Source organism: Paracoccus sp. DMF (assembly GCF_004407025.1).
Taxonomy (GTDB): Bacteria; Pseudomonadota; Alphaproteobacteria; order Rhodobacterales; family Rhodobacteraceae; genus Paracoccus; species Paracoccus aminovorans_B.
In genome coordinates this window covers 1-15867 of record NZ_SOKV02000007.1, presented here as the reverse complement: position 1 = coordinate 15867, position 15867 = coordinate 1, and the positions used below count along the sequence as shown (strand labels likewise).

27 protein-coding genes are annotated in these 15867 nt (G+C 63.9%); 1 reads left to right on the top strand and 26 read right to left on the bottom strand.

All coding sequences use genetic code 11. The features are described 5' to 3' along the window. Nucleotides 1-117: 117 nt before the first annotated feature. The 16 genes from E3D03_RS05800 to rpmC form a co-directional block, all read right to left on the bottom strand. Nucleotides 118-714: an adenylate kinase gene (locus tag E3D03_RS05800; protein ID WP_062561244.1), complete on the bottom strand. Its 597-nt coding sequence runs from the start codon at nt 712-714 to the stop codon at nt 118-120. A 40-nt stretch (nt 715-754) separates the two neighbouring features. After that, nucleotides 755-2128, bottom strand: coding sequence for a preprotein translocase subunit SecY (gene secY / locus E3D03_RS05795; protein ID WP_263566170.1), 1374 nt, complete (start codon nt 2126-2128; stop codon nt 755-757). A gap of 105 nt (nt 2129-2233) precedes the next feature. Beyond that, nucleotides 2234-2719 carry a 50S ribosomal protein L15 gene (gene rplO / locus E3D03_RS05790; protein WP_263566169.1) on the bottom strand — a complete coding sequence of 162 codons (486 nt, stop codon included), beginning with the start codon at nt 2717-2719 and terminating at the stop codon, nt 2234-2236. A gap of 118 nt (nt 2720-2837) precedes the next feature. Then, on the bottom strand, nt 2838-3545 hold the full coding sequence (locus tag E3D03_RS05785; protein WP_263566168.1) for a DUF4145 domain-containing protein: 708 nt from the start codon (nt 3543-3545) through the stop codon (nt 2838-2840). Between the two features lie 61 nt (nt 3546-3606). Continuing rightward, nucleotides 3607-4332: a hypothetical protein gene (locus E3D03_RS05780; RefSeq protein WP_263566167.1), complete on the bottom strand. Its 726-nt coding sequence runs from the start codon at nt 4330-4332 to the stop codon at nt 3607-3609. 127 nt (nt 4333-4459) lie between these two features. Next, nucleotides 4460-4648, bottom strand: a complete 189-nt coding sequence (gene rpmD, locus E3D03_RS05775; protein WP_062561249.1) for a 50S ribosomal protein L30 — start codon at nt 4646-4648, stop codon at nt 4460-4462. Between the two features lie 12 nt (nt 4649-4660). Next, nucleotides 4661-5227 carry a 30S ribosomal protein S5 gene (gene rpsE / locus E3D03_RS05770; protein ID WP_017999571.1) on the bottom strand — a complete coding sequence of 189 codons (567 nt, stop codon included), beginning with the start codon at nt 5225-5227 and terminating at the stop codon, nt 4661-4663. A 110-nt stretch (nt 5228-5337) separates the two neighbouring features. Then, complete coding sequence (gene rplR / locus E3D03_RS05765) at nt 5338-5697, bottom strand: 50S ribosomal protein L18 (RefSeq protein WP_062561250.1); 360 nt, start codon at nt 5695-5697, stop codon at nt 5338-5340. A gap of 12 nt (nt 5698-5709) precedes the next feature. Then, a complete protein-coding gene (gene rplF / locus E3D03_RS05760) occupies nt 5710-6243 on the bottom strand; it encodes a 50S ribosomal protein L6 (RefSeq protein ID WP_062561251.1) in 534 nt (177 codons plus the stop codon). An 11-nt stretch (nt 6244-6254) separates the two neighbouring features. Then, the gene (rpsH, locus tag E3D03_RS05755; RefSeq protein WP_017999568.1) at nt 6255-6653 is read right to left on the bottom strand and encodes a 30S ribosomal protein S8; all 399 of its coding nucleotides are present in this window, start codon (nt 6651-6653) and stop codon (nt 6255-6257) included. A gap of 9 nt (nt 6654-6662) precedes the next feature. Beyond that, nucleotides 6663-6968 carry a 30S ribosomal protein S14 gene (rpsN, locus tag E3D03_RS05750; protein ID WP_019351974.1) on the bottom strand — a complete coding sequence of 102 codons (306 nt, stop codon included), beginning with the start codon at nt 6966-6968 and terminating at the stop codon, nt 6663-6665. A gap of 18 nt (nt 6969-6986) precedes the next feature. Further along, complete coding sequence (rplE, locus tag E3D03_RS05745) at nt 6987-7547, bottom strand: 50S ribosomal protein L5 (RefSeq protein ID WP_062561252.1); 561 nt, start codon at nt 7545-7547, stop codon at nt 6987-6989. Continuing rightward, nucleotides 7547-7852, bottom strand: a complete 306-nt coding sequence (gene rplX / locus E3D03_RS05740) for a 50S ribosomal protein L24 (RefSeq protein ID WP_017999565.1) — start codon at nt 7850-7852, stop codon at nt 7547-7549. The genes rplE and rplX overlap by 1 nt, the downstream gene beginning before the upstream one ends. Continuing rightward, nucleotides 7852-8220, bottom strand: a complete 369-nt coding sequence (gene rplN / locus E3D03_RS05735) for a 50S ribosomal protein L14 (protein WP_010400243.1) — start codon at nt 8218-8220, stop codon at nt 7852-7854. Before rplN ends, rplX begins: the two co-directional genes overlap by 1 nt. A gap of 62 nt (nt 8221-8282) precedes the next feature. Further along, nucleotides 8283-8531: a 30S ribosomal protein S17 gene (rpsQ, locus tag E3D03_RS05730; RefSeq protein ID WP_017999564.1), complete on the bottom strand. Its 249-nt coding sequence runs from the start codon at nt 8529-8531 to the stop codon at nt 8283-8285. Between the two features lie 12 nt (nt 8532-8543). After that, entirely contained in the window at nt 8544-8750 is a 207-nt protein-coding gene (gene rpmC / locus E3D03_RS05725) for a 50S ribosomal protein L29 (protein WP_062561253.1), read from the bottom strand. A 208-nt stretch (nt 8751-8958) separates the two neighbouring features. Between rpmC and E3D03_RS05720 the strand changes: the two genes are divergently transcribed. Next, on the top strand, nt 8959-9786 hold the full coding sequence (locus E3D03_RS05720) for a hypothetical protein (RefSeq protein WP_263566166.1): 828 nt from the start codon (nt 8959-8961) through the stop codon (nt 9784-9786). 63 nt (nt 9787-9849) lie between these two features. On the opposite strand, the gene rplP is transcribed toward E3D03_RS05720, so the two are convergent. The 10 genes from rplP to E3D03_RS05670 form a co-directional block, all read right to left on the bottom strand. Beyond that, nucleotides 9850-10263 carry a 50S ribosomal protein L16 gene (gene rplP, locus E3D03_RS05715; RefSeq protein WP_017999561.1) on the bottom strand — a complete coding sequence of 138 codons (414 nt, stop codon included), beginning with the start codon at nt 10261-10263 and terminating at the stop codon, nt 9850-9852. Between the two features lie 12 nt (nt 10264-10275). Next, nucleotides 10276-10998 carry a 30S ribosomal protein S3 gene (gene rpsC / locus E3D03_RS05710; protein WP_062561255.1) on the bottom strand — a complete coding sequence of 241 codons (723 nt, stop codon included), beginning with the start codon at nt 10996-10998 and terminating at the stop codon, nt 10276-10278. Further along, nucleotides 10998-11393, bottom strand: a complete 396-nt coding sequence (gene rplV, locus E3D03_RS05705) for a 50S ribosomal protein L22 (RefSeq protein WP_017999559.1) — start codon at nt 11391-11393, stop codon at nt 10998-11000. The genes rpsC and rplV overlap by 1 nt, the downstream gene beginning before the upstream one ends. Nucleotides 11394-11398: 5 nt before the next feature. After that, nucleotides 11399-11677, bottom strand: a complete 279-nt coding sequence (gene rpsS / locus E3D03_RS05700) for a 30S ribosomal protein S19 (protein WP_017999558.1) — start codon at nt 11675-11677, stop codon at nt 11399-11401. Nucleotides 11678-11680: 3 nt separating this feature from the next. Next, nucleotides 11681-12517: a 50S ribosomal protein L2 gene (gene rplB / locus E3D03_RS05695; protein WP_062561256.1), complete on the bottom strand. Its 837-nt coding sequence runs from the start codon at nt 12515-12517 to the stop codon at nt 11681-11683. Nucleotides 12518-12611: 94 nt separating this feature from the next. Beyond that, nucleotides 12612-12908, bottom strand: a complete 297-nt coding sequence (locus E3D03_RS05690; RefSeq protein ID WP_062561257.1) for a 50S ribosomal protein L23 — start codon at nt 12906-12908, stop codon at nt 12612-12614. Next, the gene (rplD, locus tag E3D03_RS05685; RefSeq protein WP_062561258.1) at nt 12905-13525 is read right to left on the bottom strand and encodes a 50S ribosomal protein L4; all 621 of its coding nucleotides are present in this window, start codon (nt 13523-13525) and stop codon (nt 12905-12907) included. The genes E3D03_RS05690 and rplD overlap by 4 nt, the downstream gene beginning before the upstream one ends. Next, nucleotides 13522-14385, bottom strand: coding sequence for a 50S ribosomal protein L3 (gene rplC, locus E3D03_RS05680; protein WP_263566165.1), 864 nt, complete (start codon nt 14383-14385; stop codon nt 13522-13524). Before rplC ends, rplD begins: the two co-directional genes overlap by 4 nt. A 10-nt stretch (nt 14386-14395) precedes the next feature. Further along, nucleotides 14396-14704 (bottom strand): 30S ribosomal protein S10, encoded by a 309-nt coding sequence (gene rpsJ, locus E3D03_RS05675; protein ID WP_042247848.1) that lies wholly within the window; start codon nt 14702-14704, stop codon nt 14396-14398. A gap of 174 nt (nt 14705-14878) precedes the next feature. Further along, the gene (locus E3D03_RS05670; protein WP_263566164.1) at nt 14879-15772 is read right to left on the bottom strand and encodes a hypothetical protein; all 894 of its coding nucleotides are present in this window, start codon (nt 15770-15772) and stop codon (nt 14879-14881) included. Between the last annotated feature and the right edge of the window lie 95 nt (nt 15773-15867).

Genomic DNA, 15867 nt, shown 5'->3' with positions numbered 1-15867 from the left:
GGAACCTTTTTTCACAACCAAAGACCCGAAAGCATCGCCTTCGGGCCTTCAACGGCCACCCCTCGCGAGGTGATTCTCATGCGAGATGCTGCGAATTAAGGGATTCGCGCCGGGGCGTCAACCCCGGCCCGCCTCCTTGTCGAGGATGGCGCCGATCTGGGCCGCCACCGCGTCCATCGCCGCCATGCCGTCGACATGGCGCAGCTGGCCCTTGGCGTAGTAATAGCCCAAGAGCGGCGCGGTCTTCTTGTAATATTCGCGCAACCGGTCGGCAAAAACCTCGGGCGTGTCGTCCGGCCGCACCGGCTGGCCGGCGGCGCGCATCTCGTCGGCGCGCTTGACGATGCGCGAGACCAGCGCCGCGTCGTCCACGCGCAGCTCGATGGCCGCGTCGATGCGCTGGTCCATCTCGGCCATCAGCGCCTGCAGCGAATCGGCCTGGGCCAGGGTGCGCGGGAAGCCGTCGAAGATGAAGCCCTTGCCGCCCTGCCCCAGCTTTTCGCGGATCAGGCCCACGACGATCTCATCCGTGACCAGCTCGCCCCGGTCCATGACCTCGGCCACGCGCTTGCCCATCTCGGTGCCCGAGCTGCGGGCCTCGCGCAGCATGTCGCCGGTGGACAGCTGCACCAAGCCGCGTTCCTGGATCAGACGCTGGGCCTGGGTGCCCTTGCCGGCGCCGGGCGGGCCCAGCAGAATGATGTTGATCGCCATGTAATCGTCCCTCTCCTACCCTTTTGGTGGGCTTAACCCCTCAGCGACGTGCCGGCGCCTTGCGCGGCTTGGCCGCGCCGGGCTTGCCGCGTTTGCCGCGCAGCTGCGATTTCTCGATCAAACCTTCGTATTGATGGGCAAGCAAGTGGCTTTGCACCTGGTTGATCGTATCCATCACGACACTGACCACGATCAGAACGGAAGTCCCACCAAAGTAGAAGGGGATCGCCAGCTGGTGCCGGATCACCTCAGGCAGCAGGCAGACCGCGGCCAGATAGGCCGAGCCGATGACCAGCACCCGGTTGACGACATAGGTCAGGTAATCCTCGGTCCGCTTGCCGGGCCGGATGCCCGGGATGAAGCCGCCCTGGTTCTTCAGGTTCTCGGCCACGTCATCGGGTTTGAAGCTGACGTTGAAGGTGTAGAAATAGGCGAAGAACACGATCATCGCCGCGAAGAACACCAGATACAGCGGCTGTCCGGGGCCGAAATAGGCCAGGATCGTCGACATCACCGGGCCGGTCTGGTTGCCCGAGAAGGTCGAGATGGTGATCGGCAGCAGCAGGAGCGAGCTGGCGAAGATCGCCGGGATCACGCCGGCCGGGTTGACCTTGATCGGCAGGTGCGAGGACTGGCCGTCATAGATCTTCATCCCGACTTGGCGGCGCGGATACTGGATGTGGATCTTGCGCAGGGCGCGTTCCATGAACACCACGAAGGCGATCACGGCCACCACCATGACTATCACCCCCAGGATCACCGGGGTCGAGACGGCACCGGTGCGGCCCTGGGCCAGGAACTGCGCCAGATGGCCCGGGATCTCGGCCACGATGCCGACGAAGATGATCAGCGAAATGCCGTTGCCGATGCCGCGGGCGGTGATCTGCTCGCCCAGCCACATCAGGAACATGGTGCCGCCGACCAGGGTGATGACCACCGAGGCGCGGAAGAACAGCCCCGGCTCATGCGCGAGGTTGCCGTGCTCCAGGCTGACCGCAAGACCCCAGGCCTGGAACAGCGCCAGCGCCACGGTGCCGTAGCGGGTATACTGGTTGATCTTCTTGCGGCCGGTCTCGCCCTCTTTCTTCAGCTGCTCGAGCGCCGGCACCATCGAGGCCATCAGCTGCACGATGATCGAGGCCGAGATATAGGGCATGATCCCCAGCGCGAAGACCCCCATCCGCCCCAGCGCGCCGCCGGTGAACATCGAAAGGATGCCGCCGATGCCGGCCTGGGCCTGGTCCATGAAGTTGCGCAGGCTCGCGCCGTCGATGCCGGGCACCGGGATATAGGTGCCGAGGCGATAGATGATGAGAAGACCAAGCGTGAACCAGATCCGCTGGCGCAGCTCGGTCGCCTTGCCGAGCGCGCCCCAAGACAGGTTCGCGGCCATCTGTTCTGCGGCTGACGCCATTGATGTGCCCCTTCATGGCAGCGCCGCCGGATCGTTTTCCGATCCCGCGGCGCTAAGGAAAACTTGGATAGCTATCTATTGGGCGCGGGCGGCCCCTTCAACAGCTTATTCGGCCGCGGCTTCTTCTTTCGCCGCGCGGGTGACGGTGATCTTGCCGCCGACCTTCTCGATCGCCTCGGCGGCGGCTTTCGACGCGCCGGCGACGGTCAGGGTCAGGGCAGCCGTCAGCTCGCCCTTGGCCAGCACGCGCACGCCGTCCAGCTTGCGGCGGATGACGCCGGCCGCGACCAGCGCGTCCTCGGTGACCTCGGCTTTCGCGTCCAGCTTGCCGGCATCGACGAAGGCCTGCAGCTGGCCCAGGTTCACCACGGCGAAGTCCAGGCGATTCGGCTTCGAGAACCCGCGCTTCGGCAGGCGACGATAGAGCGGCATCTGGCCGCCTTCGTAGCCGTTCAGCGCGACGCCCGAGCGCGAGGTCTGGCCCTTGATGCCACGGCCGGCGGTCTTGCCCTTGCCCGAGCCCGGGCCGCGCGCGACACGTTTCTTCTTGCGGTTGGCGCCTTCGTTGTCGCGAATCTCATGCAGTTTCATATCGCTTCTCCTTGAGCCGGAAGCGCCCCATGAAGCGTAAGGGGGCGGACACGGCGTTTCTTGCTTGTTGAGTCGGTCCCGCAGGACTGGTGCTGGCTATAGAAATAGAGGCGCGCGGTCAAGACGTCTCGCGGGCGGACCTGCGCGCCTTGAGCCGATCGACCAGCCCCTTATGCTGATAGAGCGCGCGCAGGATTTCCTGTGCGAGCTCGACGGAAAGCTCGGATTCCTCGCGGTCGATATTCTGATATACCTTGGCTTCGATATGGGCAGCATCATTGCCCAACGCCTTGAGCTCATCCATCGCATCGAACAGGTCGGCGGGCAGAGTAATCTTCGCTCGGAGGGCCTCAAGCCGAGCATGAAGCGTTCTCCCTTCAGCACCAGAGGCTTCGCAGAGTTCTTCAAGCAAACGTCTCACCATCATCACAGAGGCGCGAAAGGCTCCGGCAGCGTGACAATGGATCGCCTCACGCAGGGTTTCTACCAGATTGGCAGGCAGACCTGATGGGTCAAAGGCCAAAACCTCGGGGGGATGAAGCACATGATTTGAACGGTCTAGGGACAGCGTGAACACAATGCCGTGGCAATCTTCGTTCGGGCACTGCCGAATAGCTGCGGTCAGATGCTCGGACTGCAAATCGGGCGACGGTGGGTCCAGCAGTTCTTTCATGTATCGAAGGCCGGAATAGGCGAAAAACGTGCCTCGCACGCCGCAATGCGGACAGCGCACTGCTATCGCGCGATCCATAAGTAAAGCTTGAGCGTCCAGCGGACCTTCGGTCAAATAAGGATTGGCTCGCTTGAACAGGGTCTTGTGTTGCATTCTTTCGCCGACCTTCTATGTCGCAGTCGCATTCTGGGGACCGTCCACCGCGCCTTGCCAGCTAAAACTCGATCCACGTCCCCAGCTTCACCGCCCGTTCCCCTTCCCCGGTCAGCGGCTCGATCAGCCCCAGCTCCAGCTTGGCCGGACCCCAGAGGTCGCGCACCGCAGAGATCGCCAGCTTGCCCGAGAAGCCGGTATCGTCGCGCTGCTCGAAGCGGAACTGGTTGATCAGCATCAGATCGTCGCGCGCGTGCCAGCCCAGGGTCAGGTCCAGCTTGTGCGTGGTCTCGGGCGTCAGATAGGTCGGGTCCTCCCAGATCACATTGGGCTCCTCGGGGTATTCGCGGGTGATGGCGGCGAGTTTCGAGCGGGTCTCGACCGCGAGCCAGCCGCCGCCGGGGATGCGGCGCAAAAGCGGGATGCTGTCGAAGCCCCTGCCCCAGGCCGTCACCATCTGCCCCATCGGGTGATAGCGGCCGTCGCGCCGGATCGCGCCAAGGCCGAGCGACACCGCCCAGCGGTTCGGCCCCTCGGCCCGGCCGAGCGCGCGCTGCCACCAGAGAAGCAGCGTGGTCTCGTCCCGGGTCCGGCCCAGTTCCAGCCCCAGCGTGTTGCGCGGGCCGAGACCGTATTCGGCGTAAAGCCCGCTGTGGCGATTGTCGTCGCGGTCATGCTCGACCGAAAGCGCGGCGAAGAAACCGCCGGGGTCGCGCGCCCAGGGGCCGGCCGCGGCGGCCGAGGCCAGCAGCCACAGCGCCGCCAGACAGCAGATTATGCCGCGCATGTCCTGTCCTTTCACTCCCGACCCGACGCCAGACTAGGCGCGGCGTGGTTAGCAAAAGGTTAACGCGGCAAAGAAAAACGCGCCCCGGATTGCTCCAGGGCGCGTTTCCATGAAACCGGGGCTGAAATCAGCCGCGTTCCTCGATGATGGTGGCCAGATGCGGGATCTTGGCGACCATGCCGCGCACGGCCGGGGTGTCTTCCAGCTCGCGGGTGCGGTTCATCTTGTTCAGGCCCAGGCCCTTCAGCGTCTCGCGCTGGATGGCGGGGCGGCGGATCGGCGAACCGATCTGCTTGACGACGATGGTTTTGGCCATTGTTGCCTCTCCTTACGCTTCGACAGCGGCGTCAGCCGGCTTGTCGTTCGAGGGCAGGATCTCGGCCACTTTCTTGCCACGACGCTGGGCGACGTTGCGGGGCGAGGCCTCTTTCTTGAGACCGTCGAGCGTGGCGCGGATCATGTTGTAGGGGTTCTGCGAGCCCTGCGATTTCGCAACGACGTCCTGAACGCCCAGCATCTCGAACACGGCGCGCATCGGGCCGCCGGCGATGATGCCGGTCCCCGGAACGGCGGTGCGCATGATCACCTTACCGGCGCCATGACGGCCCTCGATGTCGTGGTGCAGGGTGCGGCCGTCGCGCAGCGGCACGCGAACCAGCGAGCGTTTCGCCTGTTCGGTGGCCTTGCGGATCGCTTCCGGCACCTCTTTGGCCTTGCCCTTGCCGAAGCCGACGCGGCCACGCTGGTCGCCGACGACCACCAGAGCGGCGAAGCCGAAGCGCTTGCCACCCTTGACGGTTTTCGACACACGGTTGATCGCGACCAGACGGTCGGCGAATTCCGGGGTTTCTTCGCGCTCTTCGCGGCGACCCCGGCGGTTTTCACGTTCTGCCATGAGGCATTCCTTATCAGGTTGGCGACAAGCGCCGGTTCATGCAATCCAGGTGGGCGCCCACGCAGGAGCGCCCCCGGATCATCGGGGCGGCTGGAAAGCCGCCCGCAGGATCAGAACTTCAGACCGCCTTCGCGGGCTGCGTCTGCCAAGGCCTTGATCTTGCCGTGGAACAGGAAGCCGCCACGGTCGAAGATGACTTCCTCGACACCGGCTTTCTTGGCCCGCTCGGCAATCGCGGCGCCGATTTTCGCGGCGGCCTCGACGTTGTTCTTGCCGACGACGCCCAGGTCCTTCTCGAGCGACGAGGCGGCGGCCAGGGTGACCCCCTTCGCGTCGTCGATCAGCTGGACGCTGATGTTCTTGGAAGAACGGTGAACGGACAGACGCGGACGGCCGTCCGAGATCTTCCGCAGTTTGTTCCGCACGCGCAGGCGGCGCTTCAGGAACAGCTCTCGTTTGTTCAGTGCCATTTCTCGCGCCCCTTACTTCTTCTTGCCTTCCTTGCGGAAGACGACCTCACCCTTGTAGCGGATGCCCTTGCCCTTGTAGGGCTCGGGGCGACGCCACTCGCGGATGTTCGCGGCGACCTGGCCGACCAGCTGCTGGTCGATGCCTTCCACCACGATTTCGGTCTGCTTCGGCGAGGTGATCGTCACACCGTCCGGCGTTTCGAAGTTCACGTCATGCGAATAGCCCAGAGCCAGTTTCAGGGTCTTGCCCTGCATCGAGGCGCGGTAACCCACGCCCTGGATCTCGAGCTCTTTCTTGAAGCCTTCCGACACGCCGACGGTCAGGTTCTCGACCATCGAGCGGGTCATGCCCCACTGCTGGCGGGCCCGCTTCGAGGTGCCGCGCGGCGTCACCTTGACCGAACCTTCTTCCAGCGACAGGGTCACGTCGTCGGTCGCGGTGAACGTGCGGGCGCCTTTCGGCCCCTTCACCTCGATCGTCTGGCCCTTGATCTCAGCGGTCACGCCTTTCGGGAGGGCGACCGGTTTCTTACCAATCCGAGACATCTCTGCCCTCCTTAGAACACGGTGCAGAGCACTTCGCCGCCGACGTTGGCGTTGCGCGCTGCTGCATCAGACATGACGCCCTTCGGCGTCGAGACGATGGAAACGCCCAGGCCGTTGCGGACCTGCGGGATTTCCTTGGCGCCGGCATAGACGCGGCGGCCGGGTTTCGACACGCGGGCCAGTTCGCGGATGACCGGAGTGCCTTCGTAGTACTTCAGGCTGATTTCCAGTTCCTTGTGACCGGCTTCGGTCGTGGTTTCTTCATAGCCGCGGATGTAACCTTCGGCTTTCAGCACGTCCAGAACCCAAGCGCGCAGCTTGGAAGCCGGAGTGCGAACGGTCGATTTGCCGCGCATCTGAGCATTGCGGATGCGGGTCAGCATATCGCCGAGAGGATCGTTCATCGACATATTGCCCCCTTACCAGCTCGATTTGACCATGCCGGGGATCTGGCCGAACGAGCCGAGCTCGCGCAGCATGATCCGCGACAGTTTCAGTTTACGGTAATACGCATGCGGGCGGCCGGTCAGCTGGCAGCGGTTGTGCAGGCGCGTCGCCGAGGAGTTGCGCGGCAGTTCGGCCAGTTTCAGGCTGGCCTTGAAGCGCTCTTCCATCGGCAGGGACTGATCGTGGACGATCTCGTTCAGCGCGGCGCGCTTGGCGGCGTATTTCTGAACCAGACGCTCGCGCTTCTTCTCGCGCTCGACCATGGATTTCTTAGCCATATCTTCTTCCCTCCGCGATCAGCTGTTGAACGGCATGTTGAAATGCTTCAACAGCGACTTCGCTTCCGCGTCGGTCGGCGCGGTGGTGCAGATGATGATGTCCATCCCCAGAACTTCGTCGACCTTGTCGAAGTTGATCTCCGGGAAAACGATGTGCTCCTTGAGGCCCATGGCATAGTTGCCGCGGCCGTCGAAGGAGCTGCCCTTGACGCCGCGGAAGTCGCGGACGCGCGGCAGCGCGATGTTGACCAGGCGGTCCAGGAATTCATACATCCGGTCGCCGCGCAGGGTCACTTTCGCGCCCAGCGGCATTTCCTCGCGAACGCGGAAGCCGGCGATGGATTTCTTGGCATGGGTCACCACGGCCTTCTGGCCGGCGATGAGCGAAAGCTCCTCGGCGCCCTGCTTGACCTTCTTGGTGTCCTTGACCGCTTCGCCGATGCCCATGTTCAGGACGATCTTGTCCAGGCGCGGGATCTGCATGTCGTTCTTGTAGCCGAACTCTTCCTTCAGGGCAGCGCGGATGCTGTCCTTGTAAAGCGACTTCAGACGCGGGGTGTAGGTGGCTTGGTCCAGCATCAGATCACGTCTCCGGTGGTCTTGGCGAAACGGACCTTCTGGTCGCCTTCCACGCGGAAGCCGACGCGGGTCGCTTTGCCGTTCTTGTCCAGCAGCGCGAGGTTCGACAGGTCGATCGGCATGGCTTTCGCCACGCGGCCGCCCTGCGCGGTCTGCGTCTGACGCTGGTGACGGATGGCGATGTTGACGCCGTCAACCACGGCCTTGTTCTCTTTCGGGAACACCGCGGTGATCTCGCCCTGCTTGCCCTTGTCCTTGCCGGCCAGCACGACGACCTTGTCGCCCTTTTTCAGCTTGGCAGCCATCACAGCACCTCCGGCGCAAGCGAGATGATCTTCATGAAGTTCTTGGCGCGCAGCTCGCGCACGACCGGCCCGAAGATACGGGTGCCGACCGGTTCGCCCTGGTTGTTCAGGATGACGGCGGCATTGCGGTCGAAACGGATCGAGGTGCCGTCCTCGCGCTTCACTTCTTTGGCGGTGCGCACGACGACGGCCTTGCGGACGTCACCTTTCTTCACGCGGCCGCGCGGGATGGCCTCCTTGACGGAGACGACGATGATGTCGCCCACCGACGCATAGCGACGGTGCGAACCACCCAGGACCTTGATGCACTGCACCCGGCGCGCGCCGGAGTTGTCAGCGACATCCAGATTGGTCTGCATCTGGATCATAGGGTTACTCCCGACCTTTGGGGACCGGCCTGACCGGCCCCAGGGTATCGATTAAACTGGTGTCAGGCTTGGGCTTCGGCAGCGTCAAGCAGGACGGTCCAGCGCTTGGTCTTCGAGATCGGCGCGCATTCGACGATGCGAACGGTGTCACCGACCTTGAACTGGTTTTCCGCGTCATGGGCGCGGTATTTCTTGGACGACCGCACGGTCTTGTGCAGCAGCGGGTGCTTGAAGCGGCGCTCGACCAGAACGGTGACGGTCTGTTCGTTCTTGTCGCTGACCACACGGCCTTGCAGGATGCGTTTGGGCATGGACCGGACTCCTCAGTTCGCCGCCGCGGCTTCCGCCGCTTTCTGGTTCAGAATGGTTTTCACACGGGCGACGTCGCGACGGACGGCACGCATGCGGGCGGTTGATTCGAGCTGGCCGGTGGCCTGCTGGAAGCGCAGGTTGAACGCTTCCTTCTTCAGCGACAGAAGCTGCTCGCGCAGCTGTTCCGGCGTCTTTTCTTTCAGTTCCTGCGCTTTCATGCGCCTGTTCCTTTCAACATCACCGGAGAGCCCCTGCATCCGCAGGGCCACCCTGATTCCGGTGGAGTTTCGTGATGAAGCCGTGCCTATAGGCGCGATTCCCAGCAAACACAAGGGAAATCTTAGGCGCCTGGCGATGCCGGGCGGGCTTGCCGCCGCTCACGCCGCTGTTACCATCTGCCGGCATATTGCACGAAAGGATATTGCAATGGAACCTGCTGGCCTGTTGATCGGCGGCATCCTGGCGCTGGCGCTGGGGTTTGCCTTTTTCGGCGACGACGATGACGAAGCCCCCGCGCAGCCCGAGCCCGAGATGGACGACGAGGGCCGCGTCACCGGCACCGATGGCGGCGACGAGATCGCCTATGACTATACGGACCACCCCTACCCGACCGAGATCCGCGCCGGCGCGGGCGACGACAGCGTCAGCCTGGCCATGGGCGTCGACACCTATGGCGAGGCCGGAGATGACGTGATCCGGATGGAAGACGCCAATGTGAACGTGATCGACGGCGGCGACGGGAACGACCGGATCGTCCTCGACCGGGCGATCCGGGCCGATGTCCGGGGCGGCGACGGCGATGACACCATCAGCATGAACGACCGCTCGGTCGAGGGGACGAGCAGCATCGACGCCGGCGCCGGCGAGGATATCGTCCAGATCGGCAAGGATCCGTCGCTGAGCAGCGACTGGAACCATACCATCCCCGTGGAGCTGGGCGCGGGCGCCGACAGCCTGCAGATCGACTTCACCGCCGGCACCATGAGCCCGGGCCAGGCCGGCTCGGGCACCAGCGCCGAGGTTTCGGACTTCGACCCCGCCGAGGACATTCTGACCATCAACATTGCCGAGGGCGACGAGACCTTCCTCGGCTATGAGGTGGTCGAGCGCGACGGCAATTCCGAGGTGGTGCTGACCTATCGCGGCATCGGCTCGGACGAGCAGCCCATGGAGTACAGCGCCGTGGTGCGACTGCTCGGCGTGTCCGACCTGCCGGCCTCCAGCCTGCAAGTCGTCACCGGCCAGGCGGCCTGACGAAACGGGAAAGCCCCGCCATTCGCATGGCGGGGCTTTTTTCTGCCTTGCGAGGACCGGAGATTACCAGTCTTCGCGGGCGACGATGCGGGTCAGCACCGGCAGCTTCTGCGCGCCCAGGCGCAGGGCCTCGCGGGCGATGACGTCGTTCACGCCGTCGATTTCGAACATGATCCGGCCGGGGTGGACGCGGGCCGCCCAGTAGTCGACCGAGCCCTTGCCCTTACCCATCCGCACTTCGGTCGGCTTCGAGGAAACCGGCACGTCCGGGAAGATCCGGATCCAGACCCGGCCCTGACGCTTCATGTGGCGGGTGATCGCGCGGCGGGCCGCCTCGATCTGGCGCGCGGTGACGCGCTCGGGCTCGATGGCCTTCAGCGCGTAGGAGCCGAAGTTCAGGTTGAAGCCGCCCTTGGCTTCACCGTGGATGCGGCCCTTGAACTGTTTGCGGAACTTGGTCCGTTTCGGTTGCAGCATCTTCTTCTCTCCTTAGCGCGCGTCGCGGTCGCGATCACGGCGCGGACCACGCGGAGCCGGGCCGTCCTGCGCCTCGGTGGCGCGGCGGTCGCGGGCCTGCGGGTCGTGTTCCATGATCTCGCCCTTGAAGATCCAGACCTTCACGCCGATGATCCCGTAGGGGGTCGTGGCTTCCGACAGCGCATAGTCGATGTCGGCGCGCAGGGTGTGCAGCGGCACGCGGCCTTCGCGATACCACTCGGTGCGGGCGATCTCGGCTCCGCCGAGGCGGCCCGCGACGTTCACCCGGATACCAAGCGCCCCCATGCGCATGGCGTTCTGCACCGCGCGCTTCATGGCGCGGCGGAACGACACCCGGCGCTCGAGCTGCTGGGCGATCGACTCGGCCACCAGCTGGGCGTCCAGCTCGGGCTTGCGGACCTCGACGATGTTGAGGTGCAGTTCCGAGGCGGTGAAATTCGCCAGCTTCTTGCGCAGGGTCTCGATATCGGCGCCTTTCTTGCCGATGATCACGCCCGGACGCGCGGCATGGATCGTCACGCGGCATTTCTTGTGCGGACGCTCGATGATGACGCGGCTGACGCCGGCCTGCTTGGCTTCATCATGGATGAAGTCGCGGATCTTCAGGTCTTCCAGCAGCAGATTGCCGTAGTCCTTGTCGTCCGCATACCAGCGGCTGTCCCAGGTGCGGTTGACCTGAAGACGCATCCCGATGGGGTTGACTTTCTGACCCATTACGCGCGCTCCCCTGCTTCGACGGCCTCGACCTGACGAACCTTGATGGTGATTTCCGAGAACGGCTTCATGATCTTGCCGTAACGGCCACGGGCGCGCGGACGGCCGCGTTTCATGACCAGGTTCTTGCCGACCCAGGCCTCGGCGACGATCAGATTGTCGACGTCCAGGTTGTGGTTGTTCTCGGCGTTGGCGATGGCCGATTGCAGGCACTTCTTCACGTCGCCGGCGATGCGCTTGTGCGAGAAGGTCAGGTCGGCCAGGGCCTTGTCCACCTTCTTGCCACGGATCAGCGCCGCGACGAGGTTCAGCTTCTGCGGCGAGGTGCGAAGCATCTTGGTCTTCGCAAACGCCTCGTTCTCCGCCACGCGGCGCGGATTCTGTTCCTTACCCATGGGGATTACTTCCTTTTCGCTTTCTTGTCGGCGGCGTGACCGTAATAGGTCCGGGTCGGCGAATACTCACCGAACTTCTGGCCGATCATCTCCTCGGTCACGGCGACCGGGATGTGCTTGTGACCATTGTAGACGCCGAAGGTCAGGCCGACGAACTGCGGCAGGATGGTCGAACGACGCGACCAGATCTTGATGACGTCGGACTTGCCGGCTTCGCGGGCTTTCTCGGCCTTGCGAAGCACATAAGCGTCGACAAAGGGGCCCTTCCAGATAGAACGTGCCATGGATTAACGCCCCTTCTTCGCGTGACGCGACCGCAGGATATACTTGTCGGTCGATTTGTTCGAGCGGGTCTTGGTGCCCTTGGTGCCTTTGCCCCAGGGGGTCACCGGGTGACGGCCACCCGAGGTCCGGCCTTCACCACCACCATGCGGGTGGTCGATCGGGTTCATGGCGACACCGCGCACGCTCGGGCGGATGCCCTTGTGACGGTTGCGGCCAGCCTTGCCGAGGTTCTGGTTCGAGTGGTCCGAGTTCGACACGGCGCCGATGGTGGCCATGCATTCCTGACGGACCAGGCGCAGCTCGCCCGAGGACAGGCGGATCTGGGCATAGCCGCCGTCGCGGCCGACGAACTGGGCATAGGTGCCCGCCGAGCGGGCGATCTGGCCGCCCTTGCCGGGCTTCAGCTCGACGTTGTGGACGATGGTGCCGATCGGCATGCCGCTGAAGGGCATGGCGTTGCCAGGTTTCACGTCGACCTTGGCGCCGGCGATGACCTTGTCACCCACGGCCAGACGCTGCGGGGCCAGGATATAGGCCTGCTCGCCGTCTTCGTATTTGATCAGCGCGATGAAGGCGGTGCGGTTGGGATCGTATTCGATCCGCTCGACCGTGGCCGAAACATCGAACTTGGTGCGTTTGAAATCGACGATGCGATAGAGACGCTTCGCCCCGCCGCCCTTGCGGCGCATCGTGATCCGTCCGGTGTTGTTCCGGCCGCCGTTCTTGGTCAAACCCTCGGTGAGGGATTTGACCGGGCGCCCTTTCCAAAGCTCCGAACGGTCGATCAGAACCAGCCCACGCTGGCCAGGCGTCGTCGGCTTATACGACTTGAGTGCCATGCTCTCTGTCTTCCGTTGCTTTGGACCGTAGCTGGTCCGTTTCAGTCAAAAATGGACGGCCCCGCTGCCGGGGCCGTCGATTCGCGGCTGTTTATCAGAGGCCGGTCGAGACGTCGATGCTGTTCCCAGCCTCCAGCGTCACATAGGCCTTCTTGACGTCCGAGCGCACGCCCGGGCGACCGCGGAAACGCTTGGTCTTGCCCTTGGTGATGGTCGTGTTCACGGCCTTCACCTTGACGTTGAACAGGGCCTCGACGGCCTGCTTGATCGCCGGCTTGTTCGAATCCTTGGCCACTTGGAAGACATAGGCGTTGGCATCAGCCACCAGCGTCGCCTTCTCGGTGATCAGCGGCTTCACGATCACGTCGTAATGTTCGGGTTTCACGCTCATTTCAGGCGAGCCTCCAGAGCTTCGACACCGGCGCGCGTCAGCACGAGCGTGTCGCGACGCAGGATGTCATAGACGTTGGCACCGATCGAGGGCAGCACATCGACGCCTTCGAGGTTGCGGGCGGCGCGGGCGAAGTTTTCGTTCACTTCGGCACCGTCGATCACCAGCACGCGCTTCCAGCCGTTTTCCTTGACCGCCTTGGCGACGGCCGAGGTCTTGGCTTCGGCAATGTTCAGGCTGTCCACGATGACCAGCTCACCCGCCGCGACTTTCGCCGACAGCGCGTGTTTCAGGCCAAGCGCGCGGACCTTCTTCGGCAGGTCGAAGGCGTGCGAGCGCGGGGTCGGGCCCTTGTAGACGCCGCCGTGACGGAAGGTCGGCGCCTTGCGGGAACCGTGGCGGGCGCCGCCGGTGCCTTTCTGGCGATAGATCTTCTTGGTCGAATAGCTGACGTCCGACTTGCCCAGCACCGAATGGGTGCCGGCTTGGGCTTTCGCACGCTGCCAGCGCACCACGCGGTGCAGCAGGTCGGCGCGGGGCTCCAGACCAAAGATGTCGTCGCTCAGGTCGATGTCGCCGGCCTTGCCGGAATCGAGCGAGATCACATCGAGTTTCATTTGCTCTCTCCTTCGGGCGCAGCATCGTCGGCGGACTTGTCCGCTTCGATCGAGGCCTGGGCTTCGGCCAGAGCAGCCTCTTGCGCGGCGGCTTCGGCTTCAGCGGCGGCCTTGCGGGCGCCTTCTTCCTCGGCGGCAGCGGCAGCGGCGGCTTCTTCGGCCAGACGCGCGGCTTCCTTGGCCTTCGAGCGGGTCGCGGCGGGGAAGATCGTGGTTTCGGCCAGCGGCTTCTTCACGGCGTCCTTGATGGTGACCCAGCCACCTTTCGAGCCCGGAACCGAGCCCTTGACCATGATCAGGCCGCGGTCGGCATCGGTGCGCACGACTTGCAGGTTCTGCGTGGTGACGCGAACGGCACCCAGGTGACCCGCCATCTTCTTGCCCTTGAACACCTTGCCGGGGTCCTGGCACTGGCCGGTCGAACCATGCGAGCGGTGGCTGATCGACACGCCGTGCGAGGCGCGCAGACCACCGAAGTTGTGGCGCTTCATCGCACCGGCAAAGCCCTTGCCGATCGAGGTGCCGGCGATGTCGACATACTGACCCGCGAAGTAGTGGTCGGCGATGATCTCCTCGCCCACTTCCACCAGGTTTTCCTCGGCGACGCGGAATTCCGCGATCTTGCGCTTGGGCGCGACATTCGCCTTGGCGAAGTGACCGCGCAGCGCGGCGGTCGTGCGCTTGGCTTTCGCCTCGCCCGCGCCGAGCTGCAGCGCCACGTAACCGTCTTTGTCGGTCGTGCGCTGAGCGATGACCTGCACGTTGTCCACGTGCAGGACGGTCACGGGCACCTGACGCCCGTCTTCCAGGAACAGCCGGGTCATGCCCAGCTTCTTGGCGATAACACCAGTCCGAAGCATGATGACCCCCTTAAACCTTGATCTCGACATCCACGCCGGCGGCGAGGTCGAGCTTCATCAGGGCGTCAACGGTCTGCGGGGTCGGGTCGACGATGTCGAGCAGACGCTTGTGGGTGCGGATTTCCCACTGGTCGCGCGATTTCTTGTCGATATGCGGGCCGCGCAGAACGGTGAATTTCTCGATCTTGTTCGGCAGCGGGATCGGACCACGAACCGTAGCGCCGGTGCGCTTGGCGGTGTTCACGATTTCCTGCGTGCTGGCATCCAGGACGCGATAGTCGAACGCCTTCAGCCGGATGCGGATATTCTGGCTTTGCATAGACTTCCCTCTTGCGGGGAGTTCCAGTCGAGAGGCTGACAGCGCACCATGCCCCGCCAGCGTCGGACCGTATAAAACAACAGCAGGCCGCCTTGGCGGCGGCCCTGCCCGATGGCCGCCGATTCTCGAGAAACCGGCAGCGATGCGGTCCTATGCAGGAAAAGCGGGGTGGCGTCAAGCGGGCGGTTGGCCGGCCACAGCGTTATCAGTCTTCACCTGTCGGCCTGCAACCAGCCCGCAATCCGGCGTGCTGTCCAGTTGTGCCAGGACGCCCTGCATCAGATTCTCGAGGGTCTCGTTCCCGCTACCCCGGGCATCATTATGGAAGCGGAGGACGACGTCCCGGAAATCGTCCCAGGTGATGACGGTAATCCGCAACCGCGCACCCACATCCCTGATCGCCTCCGCATGGCGATCCAGAAGCGCCAACAGGGTCGACTTGTCCGTATGGCCCCGCGGTTCCTGCCAGAGGCTGCGCAACGCATCGGAGTCATCCAGCCGCAGATCCTTTCGCGTACGCGCAACCGATCCGGCCGGCACAATGTAGATCAGCCCCAAATGTTCTTTTCTGCCGTACAGCAGTTCTTCCAACGCGATCAGCGTGCAGTATTTCAGATACTGCTCGATGGAGGTTCGTGCCTTTAGCTTCATCTCCATCATCACCACGGCATTTTCCGTAAGATAAAATCCGTCATGCTGGGTAAACTGGCGCGGCGCCAATTCCGCGTGCCGGGCCTTCGCTTCCCGTCCTATGGTTCTGATCCGGCCTGGGGCGGAAAGCCCCAGCGGCGCGAAGAACGCTTCGGCCAGGAAGGCGCTGGGGGCGATAGCAAAGGCGATCTCGAGAACCTGGTTAAGCAGTTCCTCCTTCTTCACCAGGGCACTCTTCCACTCTGCGCTGTTTTGCGCCCGACAATAAAGCGACCGTCCACCAGCCAAGAGCTCGCTCGGCAAGACGTAGCTGCCGCCGTCCGGCGAGAGCTGGCCCTTGACCGACCTTAGCCCTACCTTATCCAACGACCAATAGATCTGGTCCAAATTGTCGAGAACCTTGCCATTCCAGCTCATTCGGCCCATCCGCATACATTTGCCTGAGAGCAAAGCTCAATCAGAACGGCTGCGCTGTCCACCGCCTCCCGCCCCCTTATTCTTTCTTGCCGAAA

Coding starts and splice junctions, on each gene's coding strand:
- E3D03_RS05800 (WP_062561244.1), bottom strand. CDS start 714: ATGGCGATCAACATCATTCTGCTGGGCCCGCCCGGCGCCGGCAAGGGC.
- secY (WP_263566170.1), bottom strand. CDS start 2,128: ATGGCGTCAGCCGCAGAACAGATGGCCGCGAACCTGTCTTGGGGCGCG.
- rplO (WP_263566169.1), bottom strand. CDS start 2,719: ATGAAACTGCATGAGATTCGCGACAACGAAGGCGCCAACCGCAAGAAG.
- E3D03_RS05785 (WP_263566168.1), bottom strand. CDS start 3,545: ATGCAACACAAGACCCTGTTCAAGCGAGCCAATCCTTATTTGACCGAA.
- E3D03_RS05780 (WP_263566167.1), bottom strand. CDS start 4,332: ATGCGCGGCATAATCTGCTGTCTGGCGGCGCTGTGGCTGCTGGCCTCG.
- rpmD (WP_062561249.1), bottom strand. CDS start 4,648: ATGGCCAAAACCATCGTCGTCAAGCAGATCGGTTCGCCGATCCGCCGC.
- rpsE (WP_017999571.1), bottom strand. CDS start 5,227: ATGGCAGAACGTGAAAACCGCCGGGGTCGCCGCGAAGAGCGCGAAGAA.
- rplR (WP_062561250.1), bottom strand. CDS start 5,697: ATGGCACTGAACAAACGAGAGCTGTTCCTGAAGCGCCGCCTGCGCGTG.
- rplF (WP_062561251.1), bottom strand. CDS start 6,243: ATGTCTCGGATTGGTAAGAAACCGGTCGCCCTCCCGAAAGGCGTGACC.
- rpsH (WP_017999568.1), bottom strand. CDS start 6,653: ATGTCGATGAACGATCCTCTCGGCGATATGCTGACCCGCATCCGCAAT.
- rpsN (WP_019351974.1), bottom strand. CDS start 6,968: ATGGCTAAGAAATCCATGGTCGAGCGCGAGAAGAAGCGCGAGCGTCTG.
- rplE (WP_062561252.1), bottom strand. CDS start 7,547: ATGCTGGACCAAGCCACCTACACCCCGCGTCTGAAGTCGCTTTACAAG.
- rplX (WP_017999565.1), bottom strand. CDS start 7,852: ATGGCTGCCAAGCTGAAAAAGGGCGACAAGGTCGTCGTGCTGGCCGGC.
- rplN (WP_010400243.1), bottom strand. CDS start 8,220: ATGATCCAGATGCAGACCAATCTGGATGTCGCTGACAACTCCGGCGCG.
- rpsQ (WP_017999564.1), bottom strand. CDS start 8,531: ATGCCCAAACGCATCCTGCAAGGCCGTGTGGTCAGCGACAAGAACGAA.
- rpmC (WP_062561253.1), bottom strand. CDS start 8,750: ATGAAAGCGCAGGAACTGAAAGAAAAGACGCCGGAACAGCTGCGCGAG.
- E3D03_RS05720 (WP_263566166.1), top strand. CDS start 8,959: ATGGAACCTGCTGGCCTGTTGATCGGCGGCATCCTGGCGCTGGCGCTG.
- rplP (WP_017999561.1), bottom strand. CDS start 10,263: ATGCTGCAACCGAAACGGACCAAGTTCCGCAAACAGTTCAAGGGCCGC.
- rpsC (WP_062561255.1), bottom strand. CDS start 10,998: ATGGGTCAGAAAGTCAACCCCATCGGGATGCGTCTTCAGGTCAACCGC.
- rplV (WP_017999559.1), bottom strand. CDS start 11,393: ATGGGTAAGGAACAGAATCCGCGCCGCGTGGCGGAGAACGAGGCGTTT.
- rpsS (WP_017999558.1), bottom strand. CDS start 11,677: ATGGCACGTTCTATCTGGAAGGGCCCCTTTGTCGACGCTTATGTGCTT.
- rplB (WP_062561256.1), bottom strand. CDS start 12,517: ATGGCACTCAAGTCGTATAAGCCGACGACGCCTGGCCAGCGTGGGCTG.
- E3D03_RS05690 (WP_062561257.1), bottom strand. CDS start 12,908: ATGAGCGTGAAACCCGAACATTACGACGTGATCGTGAAGCCGCTGATC.
- rplD (WP_062561258.1), bottom strand. CDS start 13,525: ATGAAACTCGATGTGATCTCGCTCGATTCCGGCAAGGCCGGCGACATC.
- rplC (WP_263566165.1), bottom strand. CDS start 14,385: ATGCTTCGGACTGGTGTTATCGCCAAGAAGCTGGGCATGACCCGGCTG.
- rpsJ (WP_042247848.1), bottom strand. CDS start 14,704: ATGCAAAGCCAGAATATCCGCATCCGGCTGAAGGCGTTCGACTATCGC.
- E3D03_RS05670 (WP_263566164.1), bottom strand. CDS start 15,772: ATGAGCTGGAATGGCAAGGTTCTCGACAATTTGGACCAGATCTATTGG.